General features: G+C 36.3%; 25 protein-coding genes. 16 read left to right on the top strand and 9 right to left on the bottom strand.

Annotation, left to right across the window (positions count from 1 at the left end; genetic code table 11):
- Positions 1-105: 105 nt before the first annotated feature.
- Positions 106-1092, top strand: a complete 987-nt coding sequence (locus NG743_RS11430) for a cyanophycin synthetase (protein ID WP_257122008.1) — start codon at positions 106-108, stop codon at positions 1090-1092.
- Positions 1093-1095: 3 nt separating this feature from the next.
- Here NG743_RS11430 and NG743_RS11425 read toward each other — a convergent pair whose 3' ends face one another.
- Positions 1096-1446, bottom strand: a complete 351-nt coding sequence (locus tag NG743_RS11425; protein ID WP_027402922.1) for a hypothetical protein — start codon at positions 1444-1446, stop codon at positions 1096-1098.
- Between the two features lie 911 nt (positions 1447-2357).
- Here NG743_RS11425 and NG743_RS11420 point away from each other — a divergent pair.
- Together NG743_RS11420 and NG743_RS11415 are read left to right on the top strand one after the other, a co-directional pair.
- Positions 2358-2981: a hypothetical protein gene (locus NG743_RS11420; protein ID WP_257122007.1), complete on the top strand. Its 624-nt coding sequence runs from the start codon at positions 2358-2360 to the stop codon at positions 2979-2981.
- Entirely contained in the window at positions 2959-3369 is a 411-nt protein-coding gene (locus NG743_RS11415) for a type II toxin-antitoxin system death-on-curing family toxin (RefSeq protein WP_228043856.1), read from the top strand. Before NG743_RS11420 ends, NG743_RS11415 begins: the two co-directional genes overlap by 23 nt.
- A gap of 59 nt (positions 3370-3428) precedes the next feature.
- Here the strand turns inward: NG743_RS11415 and bchH are convergent, their stop codons facing one another.
- Complete coding sequence (bchH, locus tag NG743_RS11410; protein ID WP_027402918.1) at positions 3429-7133, bottom strand: magnesium chelatase subunit H; 3705 nt, start codon at positions 7131-7133, stop codon at positions 3429-3431.
- A 163-nt stretch (positions 7134-7296) separates the two neighbouring features.
- Here bchH and NG743_RS11405 point away from each other — a divergent pair, with 163 nt between their 5' ends.
- Positions 7297-8286 carry an N-acetylmuramoyl-L-alanine amidase gene (locus NG743_RS11405; RefSeq protein WP_027402917.1) on the top strand — a complete coding sequence of 330 codons (990 nt, stop codon included), beginning with the start codon at positions 7297-7299 and terminating at the stop codon, positions 8284-8286.
- A 600-nt stretch (positions 8287-8886) separates the two neighbouring features.
- On the opposite strand, the gene NG743_RS11400 is transcribed toward NG743_RS11405, so the two are convergent.
- The gene (locus NG743_RS11400) at positions 8887-9468 is read right to left on the bottom strand and encodes a Uma2 family endonuclease (protein WP_027402916.1); all 582 of its coding nucleotides are present in this window, start codon (positions 9466-9468) and stop codon (positions 8887-8889) included.
- Positions 9469-9578: 110 nt separating this feature from the next.
- Between NG743_RS11400 and NG743_RS11395 the strand changes: the two genes are divergently transcribed.
- The 9 genes from NG743_RS11395 to NG743_RS11355 all read left to right on the top strand — a co-directional run bounded on the left by NG743_RS11395 (position 9579) and on the right by NG743_RS11355 (position 12559).
- Positions 9579-9716 (top strand): hypothetical protein, encoded by a 138-nt coding sequence (locus NG743_RS11395; RefSeq protein WP_228043855.1) that lies wholly within the window; start codon positions 9579-9581, stop codon positions 9714-9716.
- A gap of 91 nt (positions 9717-9807) precedes the next feature.
- Positions 9808-10122 carry a hypothetical protein gene (locus tag NG743_RS11390; RefSeq protein WP_257122006.1) on the top strand — a complete coding sequence of 105 codons (315 nt, stop codon included), beginning with the start codon at positions 9808-9810 and terminating at the stop codon, positions 10120-10122.
- Positions 10123-10127: 5 nt separating this feature from the next.
- Entirely contained in the window at positions 10128-10415 is a 288-nt protein-coding gene (locus NG743_RS11385; RefSeq protein ID WP_234413254.1) for an HNH endonuclease, read from the top strand.
- 52 nt (positions 10416-10467) lie between these two features.
- Positions 10468-10662, top strand: a complete 195-nt coding sequence (locus tag NG743_RS11380) for a hypothetical protein (RefSeq protein ID WP_228043854.1) — start codon at positions 10468-10470, stop codon at positions 10660-10662.
- Between the two features lie 160 nt (positions 10663-10822).
- Positions 10823-11293, top strand: a complete 471-nt coding sequence (locus NG743_RS11375; RefSeq protein ID WP_027402914.1) for a hypothetical protein — start codon at positions 10823-10825, stop codon at positions 11291-11293.
- A gap of 80 nt (positions 11294-11373) precedes the next feature.
- Positions 11374-11691, top strand: a complete 318-nt coding sequence (locus NG743_RS11370; protein ID WP_027402913.1) for a hypothetical protein — start codon at positions 11374-11376, stop codon at positions 11689-11691.
- Positions 11688-12050, top strand: a complete 363-nt coding sequence (locus tag NG743_RS11365) for a hypothetical protein (RefSeq protein ID WP_027402912.1) — start codon at positions 11688-11690, stop codon at positions 12048-12050. Before NG743_RS11370 ends, NG743_RS11365 begins: the two co-directional genes overlap by 4 nt.
- Before the next feature lie 27 nt (positions 12051-12077).
- Positions 12078-12344, top strand: a complete 267-nt coding sequence (locus NG743_RS11360) for a ribbon-helix-helix domain-containing protein (RefSeq protein WP_193963019.1) — start codon at positions 12078-12080, stop codon at positions 12342-12344.
- Positions 12341-12559: a type II toxin-antitoxin system RelE/ParE family toxin gene (locus NG743_RS11355; RefSeq protein ID WP_306459842.1), complete on the top strand. Its 219-nt coding sequence runs from the start codon at positions 12341-12343 to the stop codon at positions 12557-12559. Before NG743_RS11360 ends, NG743_RS11355 begins: the two co-directional genes overlap by 4 nt.
- A 173-nt stretch (positions 12560-12732) precedes the next feature.
- Here the strand turns inward: NG743_RS11355 and NG743_RS26880 are convergent, their stop codons facing one another.
- Positions 12733-12840, bottom strand: coding sequence for a type II toxin-antitoxin system Phd/YefM family antitoxin (locus NG743_RS26880; RefSeq protein ID WP_035082810.1), 108 nt, complete (start codon positions 12838-12840; stop codon positions 12733-12735).
- A gap of 511 nt (positions 12841-13351) precedes the next feature.
- On the opposite strand from NG743_RS26880, the gene NG743_RS11350 reads away from it, so the two are divergent.
- The gene (locus NG743_RS11350) at positions 13352-13591 is read left to right on the top strand and encodes a hypothetical protein (protein WP_193964824.1); all 240 of its coding nucleotides are present in this window, start codon (positions 13352-13354) and stop codon (positions 13589-13591) included.
- Complete coding sequence (locus NG743_RS11345) at positions 13588-14001, top strand: putative toxin-antitoxin system toxin component, PIN family (protein WP_027402909.1); 414 nt, start codon at positions 13588-13590, stop codon at positions 13999-14001. The genes NG743_RS11350 and NG743_RS11345 overlap by 4 nt, the downstream gene beginning before the upstream one ends.
- A gap of 29 nt (positions 14002-14030) precedes the next feature.
- On the opposite strand, the gene NG743_RS11340 is transcribed toward NG743_RS11345, so the two are convergent.
- Together NG743_RS11340 and NG743_RS11335 are read right to left on the bottom strand one after the other, a co-directional pair.
- Complete coding sequence (locus NG743_RS11340; RefSeq protein ID WP_257122005.1) at positions 14031-14363, bottom strand: XisI protein; 333 nt, start codon at positions 14361-14363, stop codon at positions 14031-14033.
- Complete coding sequence (locus NG743_RS11335; protein ID WP_257122004.1) at positions 14351-14719, bottom strand: element excision factor XisH family protein; 369 nt, start codon at positions 14717-14719, stop codon at positions 14351-14353. The genes NG743_RS11340 and NG743_RS11335 overlap by 13 nt, the downstream gene beginning before the upstream one ends.
- A gap of 490 nt (positions 14720-15209) precedes the next feature.
- Here NG743_RS11335 and NG743_RS11330 point away from each other — a divergent pair, with 490 nt between their 5' ends.
- On the top strand, positions 15210-17189 hold the full coding sequence (locus tag NG743_RS11330; RefSeq protein ID WP_257122003.1) for a coiled-coil domain-containing protein: 1980 nt from the start codon (positions 15210-15212) through the stop codon (positions 17187-17189).
- Between the two features lie 16 nt (positions 17190-17205).
- On the opposite strand, the gene NG743_RS11325 is transcribed toward NG743_RS11330, so the two are convergent.
- The 3 genes from NG743_RS11325 to ahcY all read right to left on the bottom strand — a co-directional run bounded on the left by NG743_RS11325 (position 17206) and on the right by ahcY (position 19337).
- Positions 17206-17535 (bottom strand): XisI protein, encoded by a 330-nt coding sequence (locus tag NG743_RS11325; protein WP_257122002.1) that lies wholly within the window; start codon positions 17533-17535, stop codon positions 17206-17208.
- Positions 17523-17939 (bottom strand): XisH family protein, encoded by a 417-nt coding sequence (locus NG743_RS11320; protein ID WP_257122001.1) that lies wholly within the window; start codon positions 17937-17939, stop codon positions 17523-17525. The genes NG743_RS11325 and NG743_RS11320 overlap by 13 nt, the downstream gene beginning before the upstream one ends.
- Positions 17940-18059: 120 nt before the next feature.
- Positions 18060-19337, bottom strand: a complete 1278-nt coding sequence (gene ahcY, locus NG743_RS11315) for an adenosylhomocysteinase (RefSeq protein WP_257122000.1) — start codon at positions 19335-19337, stop codon at positions 18060-18062.
- Between the last annotated feature and the right edge of the window lie 165 nt (positions 19338-19502).

Genomic DNA, 19502 nt, shown 5'->3' with positions numbered 1-19502 from the left:
TATATGGCATAATTCAGGAATGATTTGAGGTTTCGGTTGGGAAATATTTACGAATATTGCCATACTTTTTCAGGGTAATTTTGAAAGAATCCGAGAAAATAAAAAATGTCAATTACATCAATCATCCAAAAAGTAGCATTGCAAATAGGGGCTGTGGTTTTAGTTGAACCAGAATATGAATTTGTGGGGCATATTACTTTTAAAAATGGGAAAAAGTCAGTTTTTAGTCATGCCAAATTGAATATTAATGGTTTCGCCTCAGCCGAATTAGCTAAAGATAAAGCCTATAGTAATTTTTTCCTGAAGCACTTTGGATATCGGGTGACAGAGGGAAAGACATTTTTTAGTGATCAGATGTGTGCTAAAATAGCTCATCCTCGAAATATTGATGATGGATTTAATTATGCACAATCAATGGGATTTCCTGTGATTGTTAAGCCGCTAAATCTGAGTCAAGGTATATTGGTGACTAAGGTGCATAATCAGGAGGAATATTATGATGTTGCTAATAAGATATTCCAAATTAAATCAGGGTTGATTGTTGAAAAGTTTTACAGTGGTAATGACTATAGAATTGTGGTGTTGGATGATGAGGTGATTACGGCTTATCAAAGAACTCCTTTATGTGTTGTTGGTGATGGTATATCTAATGTTTTGGAGTTGCTACAACAAAAACAGGAAAAAATTATTAATACGGGTAGAAAAAATGTGATTAAATTTGATGATTTTCGCATTTCCCAAAAATTAAAAACACAAAATTTTGATTGGGATAGTGTGATTCCTCGTGATCATACTGTTTATCTTTTGGATAGTGCTAATTTATCGAGTGGCGGTGAAGCGGTGGATTTTTCGGAAACTATTCATCCTGATTTTCAGAAGTTAGCAATTAATATGACTAAAGATATTGGACTAAGATTAGCTGGGGTGGACATACTTACCGATGATATTACTATGCCGATGGTAGATTATACGCTGATTGAAGTCAATGGTTCTCCTGGGTTAAATCACTATGCTGCTAGTGGTAAATTAGCAGCAAAGAGAGTGGAAGAGTTATATTTGAAAATTCTCCAGGTGATAGAGAATGAGAGTTAAGGGTTACAAGTTTTTTCTGAGTAGTGATTCAAGTTCCTCTGACAAAGAGTTCATATCTGCGACTCTAGCTACGAGTAAACTATCATGTCCGGCATCGTTTAAGCGGGATTTCCAATAGTTAATACTTTCAGCATTATTCATCCAAAAGTCAATGACTGTATCTACTACTTGATCTAAGTTCCAACCCCATTTAACGGGGATTGGTTCTATGGATGATAGAAAGGCATCTAATGTGCAAGTATGAGTTCCTATATATTCTATGCCTTGATGCTGCGGTTTTATAAAACTCTGTTGTTGGTGATTGAAAAAATGCAAAACAGGAGATACACCTACCAGATTGAAACTGTATTTAATCATAAGAATACCCGGTAAGTGGGAAACGAGCGCGTCTTTAGACCTGAGAGGGAAACGACACGAGCGGTTTTAACCGCTGTGGATATTAAAATTAAAACCAGATTTTTGATTGGAATCTGGAAACCAACTCCCATTTCTGGGGTAATGTTAGCTAGATGCCTCCGGCACGCTGCGCGAACGACCAGTTATAAGAGCTTTTTAGACTTGCAACACTGTTTTAGTGACCTTAAAACTGTTTAATTGCAAATGACAGAGCAGGGAACTAGCAACGCATTCCGGGGTGTCGTGACTCAAATAACGGCTACCATGAGAGTAAACTCAGGGTGGTCTGGTCAGTACGGCTTGCTTGATTACTCTTGCAAGCTCAGTCCCTTTAGGGCTGGGTTACTGACTCTAGTCCTCCAAATGAATTCATCAACTGTCGAGAAACTTGAATTTTAGGCAAGAATCTATTGCGGAAAAGTCCGCTAACTCTATCTAGGAAAAGGAGAATTTTTGCCTACTACATCAGTTTCAAGATTAAGCTAGAAATTAGCACTCAACCCCTGTGAGTGCTAGGGTTTATTTGGTTGTTACATTGTATTATCCATGATTTGGAGGATAATTTCAAGGTGAATAATATGCGAGTTACGCTATTGCTAACGCACCCTACAAAAGTTTAGTTTAAGCCAATAAAGTTCGATTTAACGATTTTTGGCTAAGGCTGGCTAAGGCTATATTAGTAACTGGCAGACTGGATTATTATGGGTTTTTCAGTTAAAATATTTTTAAGAAAGCGCATATAGCGGTTATCGCTAGGATGCAATACAATCTAGGGCGCAGACCCTGCGCCCCTATAGGCTTTACAATTCGCTGACTGTATCTCGCTCAAGTGCATACCGCTATAATATCACCAGACAGGTACGTAAAAAATGGTATACAGCTTTATACTCCCAGAAGAGACTATTACCAACTTTCAGGAAAAGATAGAATTCCTGGAAAAGTGCCTGAATAATGCTAACCCGCAAGATGAAATATTTGCAGAAATAATTGAGTTGGAAAATAGCGGACTAATATCTATCAATAAACTTATAGAGGAAGTGAAAAATCTACAGTACAAACTTAATAAAATTATTAAGTTTGTTAAGGTATTAAAGGAAAAAGTAGAATTGGATCAATCATCAGTTATACTTTTTGTTAGATACAATTTTCTGCTTAAAGAAATTTTAGAACAATGCTGTGAGTTTAGTTTTATCAAACATAGTAAAGAGATTTTTATGGACATAATTGTGTCTACTCTAGTGGTATATCAGAAAATTAAGAAGGAAGCTTATTCTGTAACCTATTCGCAGCATGAAATATACATTCTTACAGAAACAAAAAAACACGTAATACAATCAATCATTAAAGCTAGTGTACAATTTAAAATATTTACTGAAGATTTTTTTAAATCACTAGAATTGGAAGATGATATCACACCTAAAGAATCGGAAGCTATGTTAACTTCTTTAGCATCTACAAAAAAATGGGATTATGTATATAGAAAACTTGCATAGTCCTAAATTTATTGCAAAAGAAGATGTACTAAGTATACATAATAAGCAAATTAACTTATATGGTGGCTCATACGGTATCCGCGATGAAGGTTTATTAGATTCTGCGATTTACCAACCTCAAGCAAGTTTTGGAGGAGAGTTTTTACATCCTACTATTGTTGAACAAGCAGCAGCATATTTATTTCACATTACTAATAATCATGCTTTTATAGATGGAAATAAACGCACCGCTTTTGATGTTATGGTGACATTCTTGAACTTGAATGATTATGAACTGAACATGACACCAGAAGAAGCATATCAATTAACAATGCAGGTTGCTGATAATAAAGTTAGTAAAGAACAGTTAATTGAGATATTGAGAGATTGTATTATAGAATTATTTTAAAATATGATTTGAGATGTGGTGCGTTACGCTGTCGCTAACGCACCCTACAATTAAAGCTATTAAACTGTCACCCCTTCCAATTGTTCATCACTCAATTCATACAACTGACGCAATTTTTCTAACTTATCTGCGTCAGCTTGCCATAATCCGCGTCCTGATGCTTCTAACATTCTTCCCAGGATATTTTTAAAGGCTTCAGGATTGGCTTTGCGTAATTTTTCCGCCATTTCTGGATCTAAAGCATAGGTTTCTGCTGCTTGATCATATACCCAATCATCTTGGAAATCAGCAGTTCCACCCCAACCTATTAACGCCGTCATGCGTTGGGAAATTTCAAAAGCGCCCCCAGAACCTTGATTCGCCATTGCGTTAGCCCATTTAGGATTTAATAACTTAGTTCTGTATTCCATTCGCAATAAATCATCTAAATTGCGGGGTGTGGTGTCTTTAGAAAAACTTTCGACAAAACTGGCTTGTACTTTTTTGCCGCTTTGTTTTTCTGCGGCTTTTTTCAAACCGCCTGTATTGGCATAATATTCCTGAATATCGGTTAATCCATATTCTACCGAATCTATTTCTTGAATAATGCGATCGCTAGTTTTTAATAAGGTCTGTAATACTTCTGGTCTAGCTTGTCCTTTATCATTTCTACCATAACTAAAGACATTGCGACTTTCCCAAGTATTTCCCAAATCTTCTCCAGATTCCCAATTACCATCAACCACCCTATCATTAACTAAAGAACCAAAATCGCCAGAGGGATTAGAAAACAATCTTGCGGAAGAATTTTCCACACCTTGGGCTTTCAAAATCAAAGCGTGTTTTCTAATAAAATTCATTTCCTCCGGTTCATCAATTTCCGCAGCCCGTTGAAATAAATCATCCAATAATTCAATGATATTCACAAAACTATCTCGGAAAATACCCGATAGATTTGCTAACACATCAATACGCGGATGTCCAACTTCAGCGAGAGGTTTTAAATCATATCTAACTATGCGTCCTGTTCCTTCCTTGACAGGTTCAGCGCCTACCAATTCCAAGAGAATCCCCAAAGATTCACCCTTAGTTTTAATAGCATCCAAACCCCATAATAAAACTGCCACTGTTTCTGGATATTTCTTATTTTCATCTAAAGACTGAGAAATAATTTTCTTAGCAATTTCCTTACCTCGTTCAAAAGCAGCAGGAGAAGGCATCCGATAAGGATCTAAAGCATGAATATTCCTACCCGTCGGTAAAACACCAGCACCATCACGCAACAAATCACCACCAGGTGCAGGAGGAATAAACTCACCATTTAACCCTCTTAAAAGATTCGTTAACTCATCAGTAGATTGATTTAATAATCTTGTAATTTCCTCTTCCTCCTTCTCTCTGTGTTCTCTGTGGCTCTGTGGTTCGTTTCCAAAATAAGCATCCAAATAACCAGTTAACTCCTCCTGATTCGGTGCTTCACCTAAAGTATGTAAACCAGAAGAAAAAAGACGATTTTCGAGAACTTGGAGATACTCATACAACTTGACCAAATAATGATCAAAAGCATGATTACTAAACATCCTCACATTTTCCGGTGTAAAGGGAATACCCAACCTTTTAGCATCATCAAAAGGACAATCTACCTCCAAACCGGTATCAACAATTTTTTTACAAATCCCTTCCTTTAACAGATAATTCTTTTCTGGATCTTCCCGATATTCTGCGATTAAATCGCGTAAATTCACCAATTCCTTATATAAACCAGCGCGTCCATAGGGTGGGACATTATGAGAGATTAATACTCCATAACCACGACGTTTGGCTAAGATTGATTCTGAAGGATTATTTGCGGCATAGACATAGAGATTTGGCAGATTTCCCAAGAGAATATCAGACCAAGAATAGCCAGTATTTCCTAATGGTGAACCGGGCAACCATTCAACCGTTCCGTGCATTCCGAAATGAACAACTGCATCAGCTTCAAATTCATTTTGTAACCATTTATAATAGGCTGCATATTGGGGATGGGGGGTTAAATCTCTTTCAAACATTAACCGCATGGGATCACCTTGAATTCCCAAAGGTGGCTGGACACCTATCCACACATTTCCTAATTGCACACCACCAATATTAAACTCATCACCATAGGTTTTAATGCCGCTACCGGTGAGGTATTTCCATTGTTTTTCAATGCGAGTTGTGAAAAGATAACCTAACCATTTTTCTAAGGTTCTGGCATTAACGGTAGAACCCCCCCTAGCCCCCCCGTTTACGGGGGGGGATATGCCTTCCTCTCGGCTGGCGATAGGATTAATTTCATCTGCTTCTTTAATTTGTTGGATTAATACTTCACCATCTTCAGGAATATCACCAACTGTATAACCCTGTGCTTTGAGTGCATTTAGTAATTTAATTAAACTGCGAGGAACGTTTAATAATGCAGCAGTTCCCACTGCACCATAGCCAGGGGGAAAACCATATAAAATAATGGCTATTTTTCGTTGGGAAATAGGTTTTTGGCGGAGAGAAACCCAACTTTTGACTCTATTAGTTAATCGCTGCATTCGTTCAGGAACTAAATAAATTTGTTCACCGACTAAACCACCGAGGGGAATTGTATCAATCGCACCATCTAATTCTGGCAAAGCATACAGTACAACACTTTGCAATCCGCCTACACCTTGGCGCGTCCAAGAATAAATATCTTGAATTAATAACGGTGCAGCGACGATATAAGGGACATTTTTGGCTGTGAGAATGCGTTTAGCTACTTCCACCTGTCTTCCTGCTTCCATTGAACCAGCCGGACCACCAACTAGGGGAAATCCAATGGTAGAAACTATGGCATCAATTTTTACTGCTTCTGCGGTAAGGGAAGGAGTTTCAATGTTACCTCTTTGACGTTGTTGGGTTTCGTAGTCGCTGGTCATCCAATCTCTGACGGCTACGTGACCTTCTACGCCGTTGATAAAGATGGGTAAGGGAGTTAAACCGGCTTTTTCAAAATAGCGGATCAGTTGGGGAATATAGGGCAATTTGGTAATGACGTGCTTTCGATAAAGTAAAATACCGATGATTGGGCGCAGACCCTGCGCCCCTACGCCCTGGTCTCTTTTCCGATACCATTGTAAATATTCGCGCGGTGATCTAAAAAAACCTTGATATTCGGGATGCAACAAACCCATGTCGGGGGTTTCAATGGGTGGCGGTATATCTCCAATTTTTAAATCTAAGTATTTTTCCGCAATTGTCCAAAATAAGGCAGCGACGTTTTCTGAACCGCCGGCGTTCCAGTAACCATAGATAATTAACCAGTTACGAAGGTCTTGGACTTTTTGGACGGGGATGAATTTTAATAACTTGGGTCCAATTTTCAAGAAACTGATATAACCGGCGAGTTTGTCTTCTTCTTTACCGTTGCTGAATTTGTCAAGGATGAATTTAATGGGTTTGGGCATTCCTGCGGGTTTGTCACCAATAGCGAATGCTCCTATTTTGGTTAAACTAATTAATTCCAGTGCTGACTCGAAAATGAGACGGATAGGAATATTAGCGACGCGCTCTCGCAACCACACAACTTGGTCATAATCGAAGAGTAAACTGCCAAAGAACACATCTGCGTTTTTGAGGGCTGCTTCTACTTCCGGGCTATTGGTGGTAATATTGCGATCGCTAAATACTCGAATATCCAACTCTGGACACCGGGAACTAGCCAAATCAGCCGCTTTTCGGTACAAGTCCACGTTAAACGATTCAAACCCAGCAATCAAGACAATGCGTTTCATGCGCTTTTGCTACGAAATATTTCTTTACATTGATCTTAAACATTTTTGGGGATTAATGGGGGAATCTCTACCTAGAGATTAAAATAATGTCTATGCTTTTTGGAACTAAATTAACCAGTAGCAGACTCTTGGCATAGCAACAAAGTCAATTAAGGAGATAAAAATGAAATTCGGCATTGATATTGGTCACAACTGCCCTCCCGATAGTGGTGCAGCTGGTATTAAATCGGAAGATAAGTTAACAATGGAAGTGGGTAACAAGGTTATCGCTAAATTAGAAAGTTTAGGACATATAGTAATCTCATGTAAACCAAATAGTGCCAGTACAGTAAATCAATCATTAGGTAGTCGGTGCGAAAAAGCCAATAATAACCGAGTAGATTTTTTTGTATCTATTCATTTTAATGCTTTTAATGGACAAGCTAATGGGACAGAAGTATTTGCTATTAGTGACGCTGGCAAAAAAGTTGCCCAAAAAGTATTAGATGAAATTGTCAAATTGGGCTTTTTTGATCGTGGTGTTAAAAGTGGTTCACACCTATATGTTCTGAAAAGAACAAATATGCCAGGGATTCTCATAGAAGGTTGCTTCATTGATTCTGCCAAAGATATGCAAATATATGATGGTGAAGCAATGGCTAATGCCATAGTTGCCGGGTTAACAGGTAAAGTAGCAAATATTTCTGTAAATCCTGCTTCTAATGCTCCTGCAAATACTGTGCCTAATGCTCCTGCAAATTCTGTTATAGATGAAGAACAGAATAAAGATAAGAGCATTCTCAGACTACAACAGGCTTTAAATCGGCTGAAAATTACTGATAAAAATAATCGGACCCTAGTAGAAGATAATGGCATGGGGGCGGCTACATCTTCGGCAACGGAAAAATTCCAGAGAATTGTGGGAGTTTTACCAACAGGAATTGCTAGTAATACTACCTGGGATGCTATCAATCAAATATTAGCTAAACGAGTTATTCAAGGAACTCATGCTAGTGGTGTGATTATCAGATATTTACAATATCGTATAGGTGCTAATCCCGATGGTATTTATGGTTCGCAAACGGAAGCAGCACTCAAGAAATTTCAACAGCAAAATGGTTTAACTGCTGATGGTATTATTGGGGCAATGACTTGGCAGAAATTGATAGGTTAGCAGTAATTTTTTACCTAATATCTATCTAGACTTCATAAAGGATATTGCTGGTAAATAGGGGGTTATACTCCCTATACTAGTAGTCTGGAAAATGACGGGTGAAGGCAAGCAGGGGGAGAAGAGAGGCAGGGGGGAAGAACAGAAGTTTTTTCCGAAGAACTCAACTCGTCTCATTCCCAGTCTCTGACTGGGAATGAATTCTAGAAGGCTCTGCCTTCAATGATATTAGAGGCAGAGCCTCATCAACTGCATTCCTAGTCAGAGACTAGGAACGAGATGTGGTAGGGATTTGAGCTTAAGTTGACACCTATGAGTTTTTGCTTTACCCCTACACATCTGGGTTCTTTGTCATTTGGCGAAAGTTTAAATCTCACCCGTGTGTAGTATAAAAGTTCTATGGCTATTATTAGTCCTGAGTTAGCAGCAGCTTTTAATGATGAAACTAAGAGGATGTTTGAAAAGTTTTTAATGTATAAATAAACCCCTCTCCAAACCTCTCCAGCATTAAATGTTATTCCTTTTCCCTCTCCTCTTAGGAGCCTCTTAGGAGAGGGTTAGGGAGAGGCTTTGAAACCCCCATTCCAGCTAAGTAATCTTATTTTATTTACTTAAATTTGTAGGAAAAGTAACGTCTTCATAAACATTAGTTAGAGAACAAGAAAAATTCACACTGTTTAACTCTAATTGTTGATTTACTCTATAGCTATAAAGAACCCATCTTCCTTCAGCATTGCGCCGAAAACAATCAATCCTTTGCCGATTCTGGCTTACTAAAACATATTCTTGTAAAGTGTCTAATTCTTGATAATCACTAAATTTATCACCTCTATCTAAGGCTTCTGTAGAAGGTGATAAAACTTCAATAATTAAACTCGGATATCGTTTAAAATATTCAAATTGTGTATCTCTTGAATCGCAAGTTACCATAATATCAGGATAATAGAAAATATCTAGAGATTCAATTCTCGCTTTCATATCAGCGACATAAAGACGGCATCCTGTACCACGAATATGATTTCTTAAAAGGGCGACTAAGTTAGCGGTAATTGTCACATGAGCATCACTAGCACCAGCCATTGCGTAAATTTGCCCTTGGATATATTCATGTTTAATAGGGCTGGATTTTTCAGCTTCTAAATATTCTTCTGGGGAAAGATAGGGGTGAGATTGGCTAAGAGTCATATTAGAAAATTTTTATATTGATTATTTAGATAATATCATATATTGTGTTACAATGTTAGTTAGAATTGAGGTTAAAAATATGACTCCCATAACATCAAAAAAAGGGTCAAGTGATATTAGACGGAAAGCAGTATCAAATTCCTGTGAATGTGGGTAAAGGTATTAATGAAATTTTATTGGGTTCTGAGTGGTTGAAGTTGTTGCGTTTGGTGGTGGATTTTCCAGAGGGTATTTTAACTTTGGGATAATTTTTTATTTCGCGCAAAGATACAAAGGAGCAAAGGCGCAAAGGAAGAGAAGTGTTATAAAATATATATAGGTCAAATACCAGGATAAATCATGACTATTCGAATTAATGCTCCTCCTGCTATTGATTATGCACCTCTGGAATTACAAGGGGAATTAATCGCTATGCAAGAATTAACTATTGAGGAGTTATTAACTATTGCTCAAAGTCGAGTTCCAGAAAGTCAGCAAGAATTACATTTACAACTTTTAGAAAAAAATCAAAATAATCAATTAAGTGAATCTGATAGATTATTATTGAAATCGCTGCGAGTGAGTGCTGATTATTTAATGCTGAAAAAAGCCTATGCCTATGCACTTTTAAAATGGAAAGGTTATTCTCTTCCAGATGTTGAGCAATTAGTATAATACCAGTGTCATCTATTTCTAAATCTCTTCGTCAACAAGTTATTAATGAGGCGAGCTATAGATGTGAATATTGTCGCACATCTAGCCGTTTAACAGGTATGCCTTTAGTTATGGATCATATTTTGCCTAGTTCTTTAGGGGGAAATGATGAGCGAGAAAATTTAGCTGCTTGTTGTTATCGTTGTAATGAGTTTAAAGGAGCGAAAATAACAGCTAATGATCCTGTAACGAATGAATCTGTATCTTTGTTTAATGCTCGTCTACAAAGATGGTTAGAGACTTCCAAGAAATAAATTATCCCAAGAAACGAACCACAGAGGCACAGAGTACACAGAGAGAGAATTTTTGCATCAGTTTTGGGACATTTTTTTATTTGGAAGTCTCTTAGATCATTTTCAATGGGCAAATGGTGGTACTCATATTATTGGGATAACTGCTATTGGCAGAGGTACGGTTTTAGCTTTACGATTAAATAATGAAGATGTTGTCCAAGCTAGGGCTATTTGGATTGGTTTAAGTTGGCATCCTCCTAATGATTAATGATGGGGATTTTTGGGGTTTTTATTTCGCGCAAAGAAAAAATGAAACCCCAAACAAAGGTTTTTGTAATCTTACCTATTGACAAATGATAAGGGTTACGTATAATAGTACGTAATATTATCTTTATATTAAGTCAGCGTTTCTGGAAAACGCAGGTATCATGTCAATGGCAATTTTTAGCAATGCTTACTCAGATGAGTTAGTGACAGCTACTGAGTTAAATCGTCAACCTGGAAAGGTTTTAGATAAGGCTTATGAACACCCAATTACTATTACTAGAAATGACCAATCTTTTGCGCTGTTGCGTCGTGAGGATGTGGCTTATTTAGTGAAAGGTGTAACACAAAGTAAGGCGGTTTTTGAGGTGTTATCGGTGGCGTTTCGGTTATTGTTGGGTCAAGAAATTGGTTATGAACATCCTTATGGTTGGTTGCGGGTTTTTGATGCTGATGAATTGCAAGAGTTTATTAAAGAAGTGAGTGAGGCTTTTCGCTTAACTGATACTTCTAATCAGGCTTGGGATTTGATTGATGCTATTATTTATGAATGGAAAGAAAGTTCTATAGCTATTAGTAGTCCTGAATTAGCAGCAGCTTTTAATGATGAAAATAAAGAGGGAAAATCATGTTAAAATTCATGTTCAAATAATGATAAAAGTTGCAATTAAGCACAATTTAAGTTAAGATAATAAATAGAGTTAAAGTTAATGATATGACTCACATAACATCAAAAAAAGTGGTAAGAAGAGGAAGAATTTTTCCTGAATTGATTATATCACCAGAAGAATTAGCTAGACGAGAAGCAGAAGATGAAATATTTTATCAACGTTGTCGGGCAATTTTTGATCGTGTCCGTCCTGAATATATGGAAAGTCACTATGGTTGGTATATTGCCATAGAACCAGATAGTGGAGAATACTTTCTTGATCAAGATAATATCCAAGCTCATAAAAAAGTCCATGAAAAATATCCAAAGGCTAAGAATTATGTGTTTTGCTTAAATGAAACAGGAACGACTGGGAGAATATGATTCAGGGAAATTTTGGTAGTGAGGGGCAGCTATTTTTTGAGATTGATTTGATTACGGCTGATGGATTAAATCTACCTGTGGATGCGATGTTAGATACAGGATTTACCAAGTTTATGGCAATTAATACTCAAGATTTGGATGGACTGGATTGGGTTTTTCTTGGTAATGAACCTATGCAAACAGCACAAGGTGAATCAAGGTTTAATATCTATTTAGGTAAGGTAATATTGGATGGTAAGGAATATGAAATTCCTGTTCATGTGGGGGATAATATTACAGAAGTTTTATTAGGTTCTGAATGGTTGAAGTTTTTGCGTTTGGTTGTGGATTTTCCAGAAGGTATTTTGAATTTAGGATAATTTTTTATTTCGCGCAAAGGTGAAATCATGAATATCCAAATTAAACCGGAATTAGAGCAAATTATTCAAGCGCAAATTGCTACGGGTAGATATACAAATCCTGAAGATGTAATTAGTAAGGCTTTGAAGTTACTTTTGGAGTGGGATAAGGGTTATCAAAATTGGGTGGAAGAAACACGGGAAAAGGTTGATATTGCTATTGAACAATTGGATAGAGGGGAAGGTATTAATGGAGATGTTGTGATTTCACAATTGCGGGATAAGTTGCGTCAAGCGAGAGAGATAAAAGGATGAAAATACATATTATTTCTCCAGAAGCTAGTCGGGATTTATTAGAAATTATTGATTATTTTGCCAATAGAAATATTGATGCTGGAGAGCGTTTTGTTGATGAATTTGAGAAAAAATGTAAATATTTAGCTAATTTCCCCAATATGGGGCGTAGCTATGAATATATTAGGGTTGATTTGCAGGGTGTTCCTTTGGATGGTTATGTTATTTTTTATTGAGTTATTAATGGTGGGATTGAAATTGTGCGTGTAGTTAGTGGTTATCGAAATCTGGAATCTTTGTTTACAGAATCAATGGATGATTGAAACTTTATCTCACGCAAAGACGCAAAGGAAGAATACAAAAAATTTAACCCTCTGCAAAACCAGTAAACTGCCTAATATGAGGCGCTCTAAATCGCTTTACCTGCTTCAATGATAATAATACTTTCTCCTGCTGCTACTTGGTGAAGATAGCTAGTGAAGTTTTTCTGGATTTCATCAATGGTTATGGTTAACATGAGATGATTGTTTAGGAATGTTTCTAGTATATCAAGAAGTTATGAATATTTTTATTTCACGCAAAGGTGCAAAGGAAGAGAAGTGTTATAAAATATATACAGGATAAATAGCAGAATAAATCGTCAGTAACCCAGCCCTAAAGGGACTGGGCTTGCAAGAGTAATCAAGCAAGCCGTACTGACCAGACCACCCTGAGTTTACTCTCATGGTAGCCGTTATTTGAGTCACGACACCCCGGAATGCGAAGCTAGTTCCCTGCTCTGTCGCTTGTGATTAAACAGTTCTAAGGTCACTGGAACAGTGTTGCAAGCTCAAGCAAGCTCTTATAACAGGTCGTTCGCGCAGCGTGCCGGAGGCATCTAGCTAACATTACCCCAGAAATGGGAGTTGGTTTCCAGATTCCAATCAAAAATCTGGTTTCAATTTTAATATCCACAGCGGTTAAAACCGCTCGTGTCGTTTCCCTCTCAGGTCTAAAGACGCTGAGTTTCCCACTTACCGGGTGTTCTTATGAATGCTTACAAGACTTATATCACCATTGAAGACCCGAAGCAGGTAGTTTTATCTGATTTACCTTTTCAAGTTGGACAGCGTGTGGAGATTATTGTTTTAGCTGAAGATAACCCGCAGGTTACAATTAGTAATAAGTTGCGGAATTTATTTGATAAAACTCAGGCTATTCCTGGTGTGGAAGAGGTTACAGAGGAGGATATAGCCGCAGAAATTGAAGCTTATCGGCGTGGGGAATGAAAGTTATTATTGATACTAATGTTTTAGTTTCTGCTGTTCTCAAGGGGAGAGAACCAAGGGATGTTATTCAATTTGTTGTGGATAGTCCTAATTGTGATTGGGTTGTTTCTGAGGAGATTTTAGCAGAGTATCAGGATGTGTTAAGTCGGAAGAAGTTTAAGTTGACAGATGAAGTCAGAAAAGAATGGTTAGATGTTATAGATTTGGTAACTAAATTAGTTGATGTTCAGGTAACTATAGATTTTGCTAGAGATAGAAAGGATGAAAAGTTTTTAGCTTGTGCTATCGCAGCAGAGGCGGATTTTTTAATTACTGGAGATTCTGATTTTAATCAAGCACAGAATTTAGTGAATACTACTATTGTTTCTGTGTCTATGTTTAAGCGGTTGGTTTGTGATTTTAGGGAATAATCAAGCTATTAGAAAGATACATAAAAAATTTAACCCTCTGCAAAACCAGTAAACTGCCTAATATGAGGCGCTCTAAAACCTAACACAATATCTGTTTTCGGTACTCCTAACTCTACTAATTGATGAGGAATTCCTTCTTCTGTAAAATCGCGCTGAATCCAAATCTTTCCATCTTTAATACTAATATGAATGGGAAACCAATAAATTCTCTCTTCATCTTTCCATCCTGTAACCAATAATAAATAAACATCCCTTTCTGTATCAAAAACAAGTTCGATATTTTCTGAATCTTCTACACATTCTTCTTGTGCATACTTTTGAATGAAATTTTTAACTATTTCTCGATAATCTAACTTTTCCATAGTAAGATTTCCTCTCTTTTTACATCAAACACTAATAACTTAATGTCATAAGTCTGTAAAACAGTTTGAATAAAAGAATCCAGAAAAAATCCTTCATATATATCTTCAGATATAGCTAGATATAATATCCTGTGAGGATCTTTCTGTGTTAATACTACCTTATAATTCAAAAACTGACCAATAGCTGTATGAAATTCAGAAATGGCTGAAAGTCCTATAAAACTTTTTACCTCTACGGCTATTCTCACCTTAACTTTTTCAGTAAGTTCAAAAGATAAAGGATCATGAGTAATTAGCCAATTATCTTTTTCTAAAGCTAACCTAACTGCATTGTGAAAAAAGTCTTTTGCTGACATACAAACTTAAAATAACACCCCATCCTATTATATAAGAATCCGGTTTGATTCTTGAAAAGATACGTAGGGTGTGTTAGCGATCGCGTAACGCACCAAACTCTTGACAATGGTACGTTACTGATTCTATACTAGAATACCCTACAATGATACAATACATGGTGGTGTATTAATTTGGGAATTTACGAAAAGCCCTGGCGATTAGAAATCGCGGCTATACAAACGAAGTCCACCTGCGTGGACTAAAAGTAAGATTCTTGAACCCGCGAAGGCGGGTTTTGTCTGTGTAGACGCGATTTCTAATCGCCTGGTGGTTCAATATTTTTTATTTCGCGCAAAGTCGCAAAGGAGCAAAGACGCAAAGTAATACAAGTATCATAATATATGATATACAAGTAAATAAGGTTGAATAAGCTAACTTTACTCAATTAGTGATTAAAGAGGTATTTCTATGATATATATCATTACCATTTTGATAGCCATAATCTTAATTATGAGCTATCTTTTATTTACAAAGGATAACAACCAGCAACAGAAGATTGACACGCAAGGTTTTCGGAATGTAGCTAAATATAATTTAATTATTAAAGTTTTTTTAGATATATTTTCTCAATCTCAGCAGTTGAATACAAAATTTGAAAAATTGACTGGTGACAATGAATCTTTAAAACAGGAGATTCATAAATTTGAACAACAAATTAATATTTTACATCAGGAATATCAAACAATATTAGAACTGACTAATAAATTACAGATACAAAATACTATCTTTAATCAAAGAAATCAAGACTTAGAAACAAACCAAAAATCATTTATTCAAAAATTAGGTGGTATTGTTTATAAGGAAAATTTAGAAGATAAGACATGGGATTTAGTTTTGGAAAAAACTCAGGTATTAATGAATGAGCGAAATGAAGCATTGATAAAAATTCAAGCTTTTAACCGAGAAAATGAAGTTCTCAAACAAGAAAATAAATTTCTTACTCAAGAGAAAAATAACTTTAATCAATCTCAGGAAATTCTCAAGTCTATAATCACTACAAAAGATGGTGATATTAATTCCTTAACGCAGAAGTTGAGAGTTTTAGAATCACAAGTTAATGAGTTACAATCTAAACCTGATCATAATATTGAGTTACAGAATATTCAAAGTGAATTAAATAAGGTTCAATCTTTAATAATTCAAAAGGATGGTTTGATTCAACATTTAGAAATCGAAAAAGGTGAGAATTTACAAAAGATATCGTCATTAGAAGCGATTGTTATTACTGAAAAATCTAATTGTGAATCACTGACACAAGAGAAAACGATTTTGAATAGTCTTGTTCAACAATTAGAAGACGAAATTAAAGTTTTAAATGATAAATCTATATATAGTGATATAGAAAGGTTAGAATCTCAGATTGCTCAAAAAGATAATGAGATTAAGAAATCAGAATTTGAAAAAAATCAAAATCTTCAAAAAATTAATCAGTTAGAAATACAACTTACTGAAAAAGAATCACAGTTAAAAACAACTATAGAAGATAGTGATAATCGTAGTCAAGAATTAGAAAAGGAAAGAGACTCTTTAACTGGAAATTTAAGAGACGTTGAATGGGAATTAAGTGTATTGAAGAATAGTGGTAGTAGCGTTTTAATTGCTCAAAAAGATACTGTGATTAAAAAATTGGAATCTGAAAAATCTGAAATTCTTGAACGTGTCAATTCATTAGCAGAAAGTTTTGATGAATTGGCAGAGGATTTCAGTCAATTAACAAGTAATTTTAATGAGAAAAAATACCAACTAGAAGTAGTTAAAAGAGAGAAAGAAGTAGTTACAAGAGAGAAAAATTATCTGGATAACCGTGTTAAAGAGTTGGAAGGAGAAAAGTCTTTTTTAATTCAGAAGTTAAGAGATAAAGAATCAGAAGTTAGTAAATTACAGCAGGATATTTTATTTTTAAATGATAGGTTAATAGATAGAGAATCAGAAATTAGTGAATTAGAAGAGATAATTAATAAACCAAACATTATAGAAGAATTAGAGCAGTATCTAGAAGAATTAGAACAGGATCTAGAAAATTTAGAAAAGTATGTGGAAGATTTAGAACAGTATGCAGAAGATTTAGAAAATTATTATTTAGAGAAGTTAGAACCCTATTCAGATACTCCTGATATCAACGAATTAGAGAAGTTACAAAAACAAATTAATGAGAAAGATAATTGTATTAGGAATTTGAAATCTTATATAAGTCTTCTTTTGGAAAATCAGTCTTTAAAGGAGCTAGAACAGTATATTAATAAGATACATGATTATTTTTATGAGGAATATATTTATATATATACAAGCTCGTTTAGGTCAAGAATTTCTATAGGTATTGATATTGATATTATTGATTTTTTAAAATACCTTCTGTATGAAGAACAATGCAAAATCAAACATCTTTGCGGTATGATAGGAACACTAAATAGTTTGATGAGGTATAGATAGGTTATATCCTTAAATCCTAACCCACCGCAAAATCAGTAAACTGTCTCATATAAGGTGGCTTAAAACCTAAAACAATATCCGTTTTTGGTACTCCCAAATCTACCAACTCACTAGCTACCCCTTCCTCAGTAAAATCTCTCTGAATCCAAATTTTTCCATCTCTAATATCTACATGAATAATTGTCCCATAAGCCCTTTCATTATTTTCCCATCCTACATGAACTACTAAATAACTATTTCTTTCACAATCAAAAATTAACTCCTTTTCTGTTCCTTTGGAAGCATGATTTTCTGTATGTCTTGCTAATACAGTTTTTACCAATTCAGGATAATTCATTCCTTCCATAAAACAATCTCCTGTTTAATAGCTTCAAATATCAGTAATTTTAATTGATGTTCAGCAATGATTTCTTGAATAAACGGAATAAGAAAAAACTCTTTGTATATTTCATTACCAATTGCTAGATATAAAATGCGGTTGGGTTCTTTTTTTCTTAAAACAGAACGGTAATTAAGTGTTTGTCCTAAAGCTGTATGAAATTCACTAACGTCAGATGGACCCAAAAAAGATTTTATTTCAACTGCTATTTTTTGTCCTTCCTTTTCTGCTCCTAACAGTCTTTCTGCTCCTAAATCAATCCGAAAATCAAGAGTATCTACTGTAAATGATAAAGGATCGTCAGTAATTAACCAACCATCTTTTTCTAAAGCTAACCTAACTGCATTGTGAAAAAAATCTTTTGCTGACATACAAACTTAAAACAACACCCTCCTCCCATTATATCCTCCCTCTGCGCTCTCTGCGTCTCTGCGGTTCGTTAAAAAAAGGGATAAGCAAAACGCCTATCCCCAAAAAATCAACTAAATGACTTACGTTCCAGACTGCCAAGAATTGGTATAGTCAATTTGCGCTGCTGTCAAACTATCAATGAAAATACCCATAGCTTGCAACTTCAAACGAGCAATTTCTTCATCCACTTCTCTAGGAATAGAATGCAAACCAGCAGCTAAACTACCCTTATTCTTCACCAGGTATTCAACAGCTAAAGCTTGGTTAGCAAAACTCATATCCATAACTGCGCTGGGGTGTCCTTCAGCAGCAGCCAAATTAATCAAACGTCCTTGTCCGAGTACAACAACGGATTTACCATTTGTCAATTTATACTCTTCAGTGAAAGGACGGACATCCTTGATTTCCTTAGCATTAGCGGCTAAGTATTTCAAATCAAGTTCTAAATCGAAGTGACCAGAGTTACAAACGATCGCACCGTCTTTCATGACATCGAAGTGTTCACCGCGAACGACGTGCTTGTTACCTGTGACAGTAATGAAGATATCACCGTGAGGCGCTGCTTCCGCCATTGGTAGCACGCGGAAACCATCCATAACGGCTTCAATTGCCTTGATGTGATCAATTTCGGTGACAATGACGTTTGCACCCATCCCACGGGCGCGGAGGGCTGTACCCTTACCACACCAGCCATAACCGACAACGACAACAGTTTTACCAGCTAACAAAATATTTGTAGCGCGGATAATCCCGTCTAAGGTAGATTGACCAGTACCATAGCGGTTATCAAAGAAGTGCTTGGTGTCTGCGTCGTTGACGTTCATGGCGGGGAAGGTGAGAACGCCTTCTTTAAACATGGCGCGTAACCGCACGATACCAGTTGTGGTTTCTTCGGTGCTACCAATTAAATCTGCAATTTGGTGTTGACGATGTTGAACTAATTCTGCTACCACGTCGCTACCGTCATCAACAATGATGTTGGGGCGATGATCTAAGGCGATTTGCACGTGGCGGTTATATGTAGCGGCATCTTCGCCTTTTTGAGCAAATACGGCAATACCATGATCAGCTACAAGGCTTGCAGCTACGTCATCTTGAGTTGATAGGGGGTTACTAGCAATTAATACTGCATCAGCACCGCCGGCTTTGAGTGCGATCGCTAAATGTGCAGTTTCTGTGGTGACGTGGGCGCAAGCTGCCAGGCGTAAACCAGCGAAGGGCTTTTCTTTGGCAAAGCGATCGCGGATTTGCTTCAATACGGGCATTTCTCTTCCAGCCCATTCAATCCGTTGTCTTCCCAAGGGAGCGAGGGCGAGGTCTTTAACCTCGTGCTTTAATATGGGAGTTGTTGCAATCATGAAAAATTATCCTCTAAAAAATGAAACAGGTCTATAAACCTTTACGTACTTTAACAATATTTTCTGACAACTAGCCACATTTTCTCGTAAATACTGATTCCCGATTTATCAGCAAAAGTAATTTTGCCAATTATATGCCTAAATATATCAGATTTGATATAGTAA

This window comes from Dolichospermum heterosporum TAC447 (genome assembly GCF_024584745.1).
In the GTDB taxonomy this organism is placed as follows: Bacteria; Cyanobacteriota; Cyanobacteriia; order Cyanobacteriales; family Nostocaceae; genus Dolichospermum; species Dolichospermum heterosporum.
This window is presented reverse-complemented; position numbering and strand designations above follow the sequence as displayed.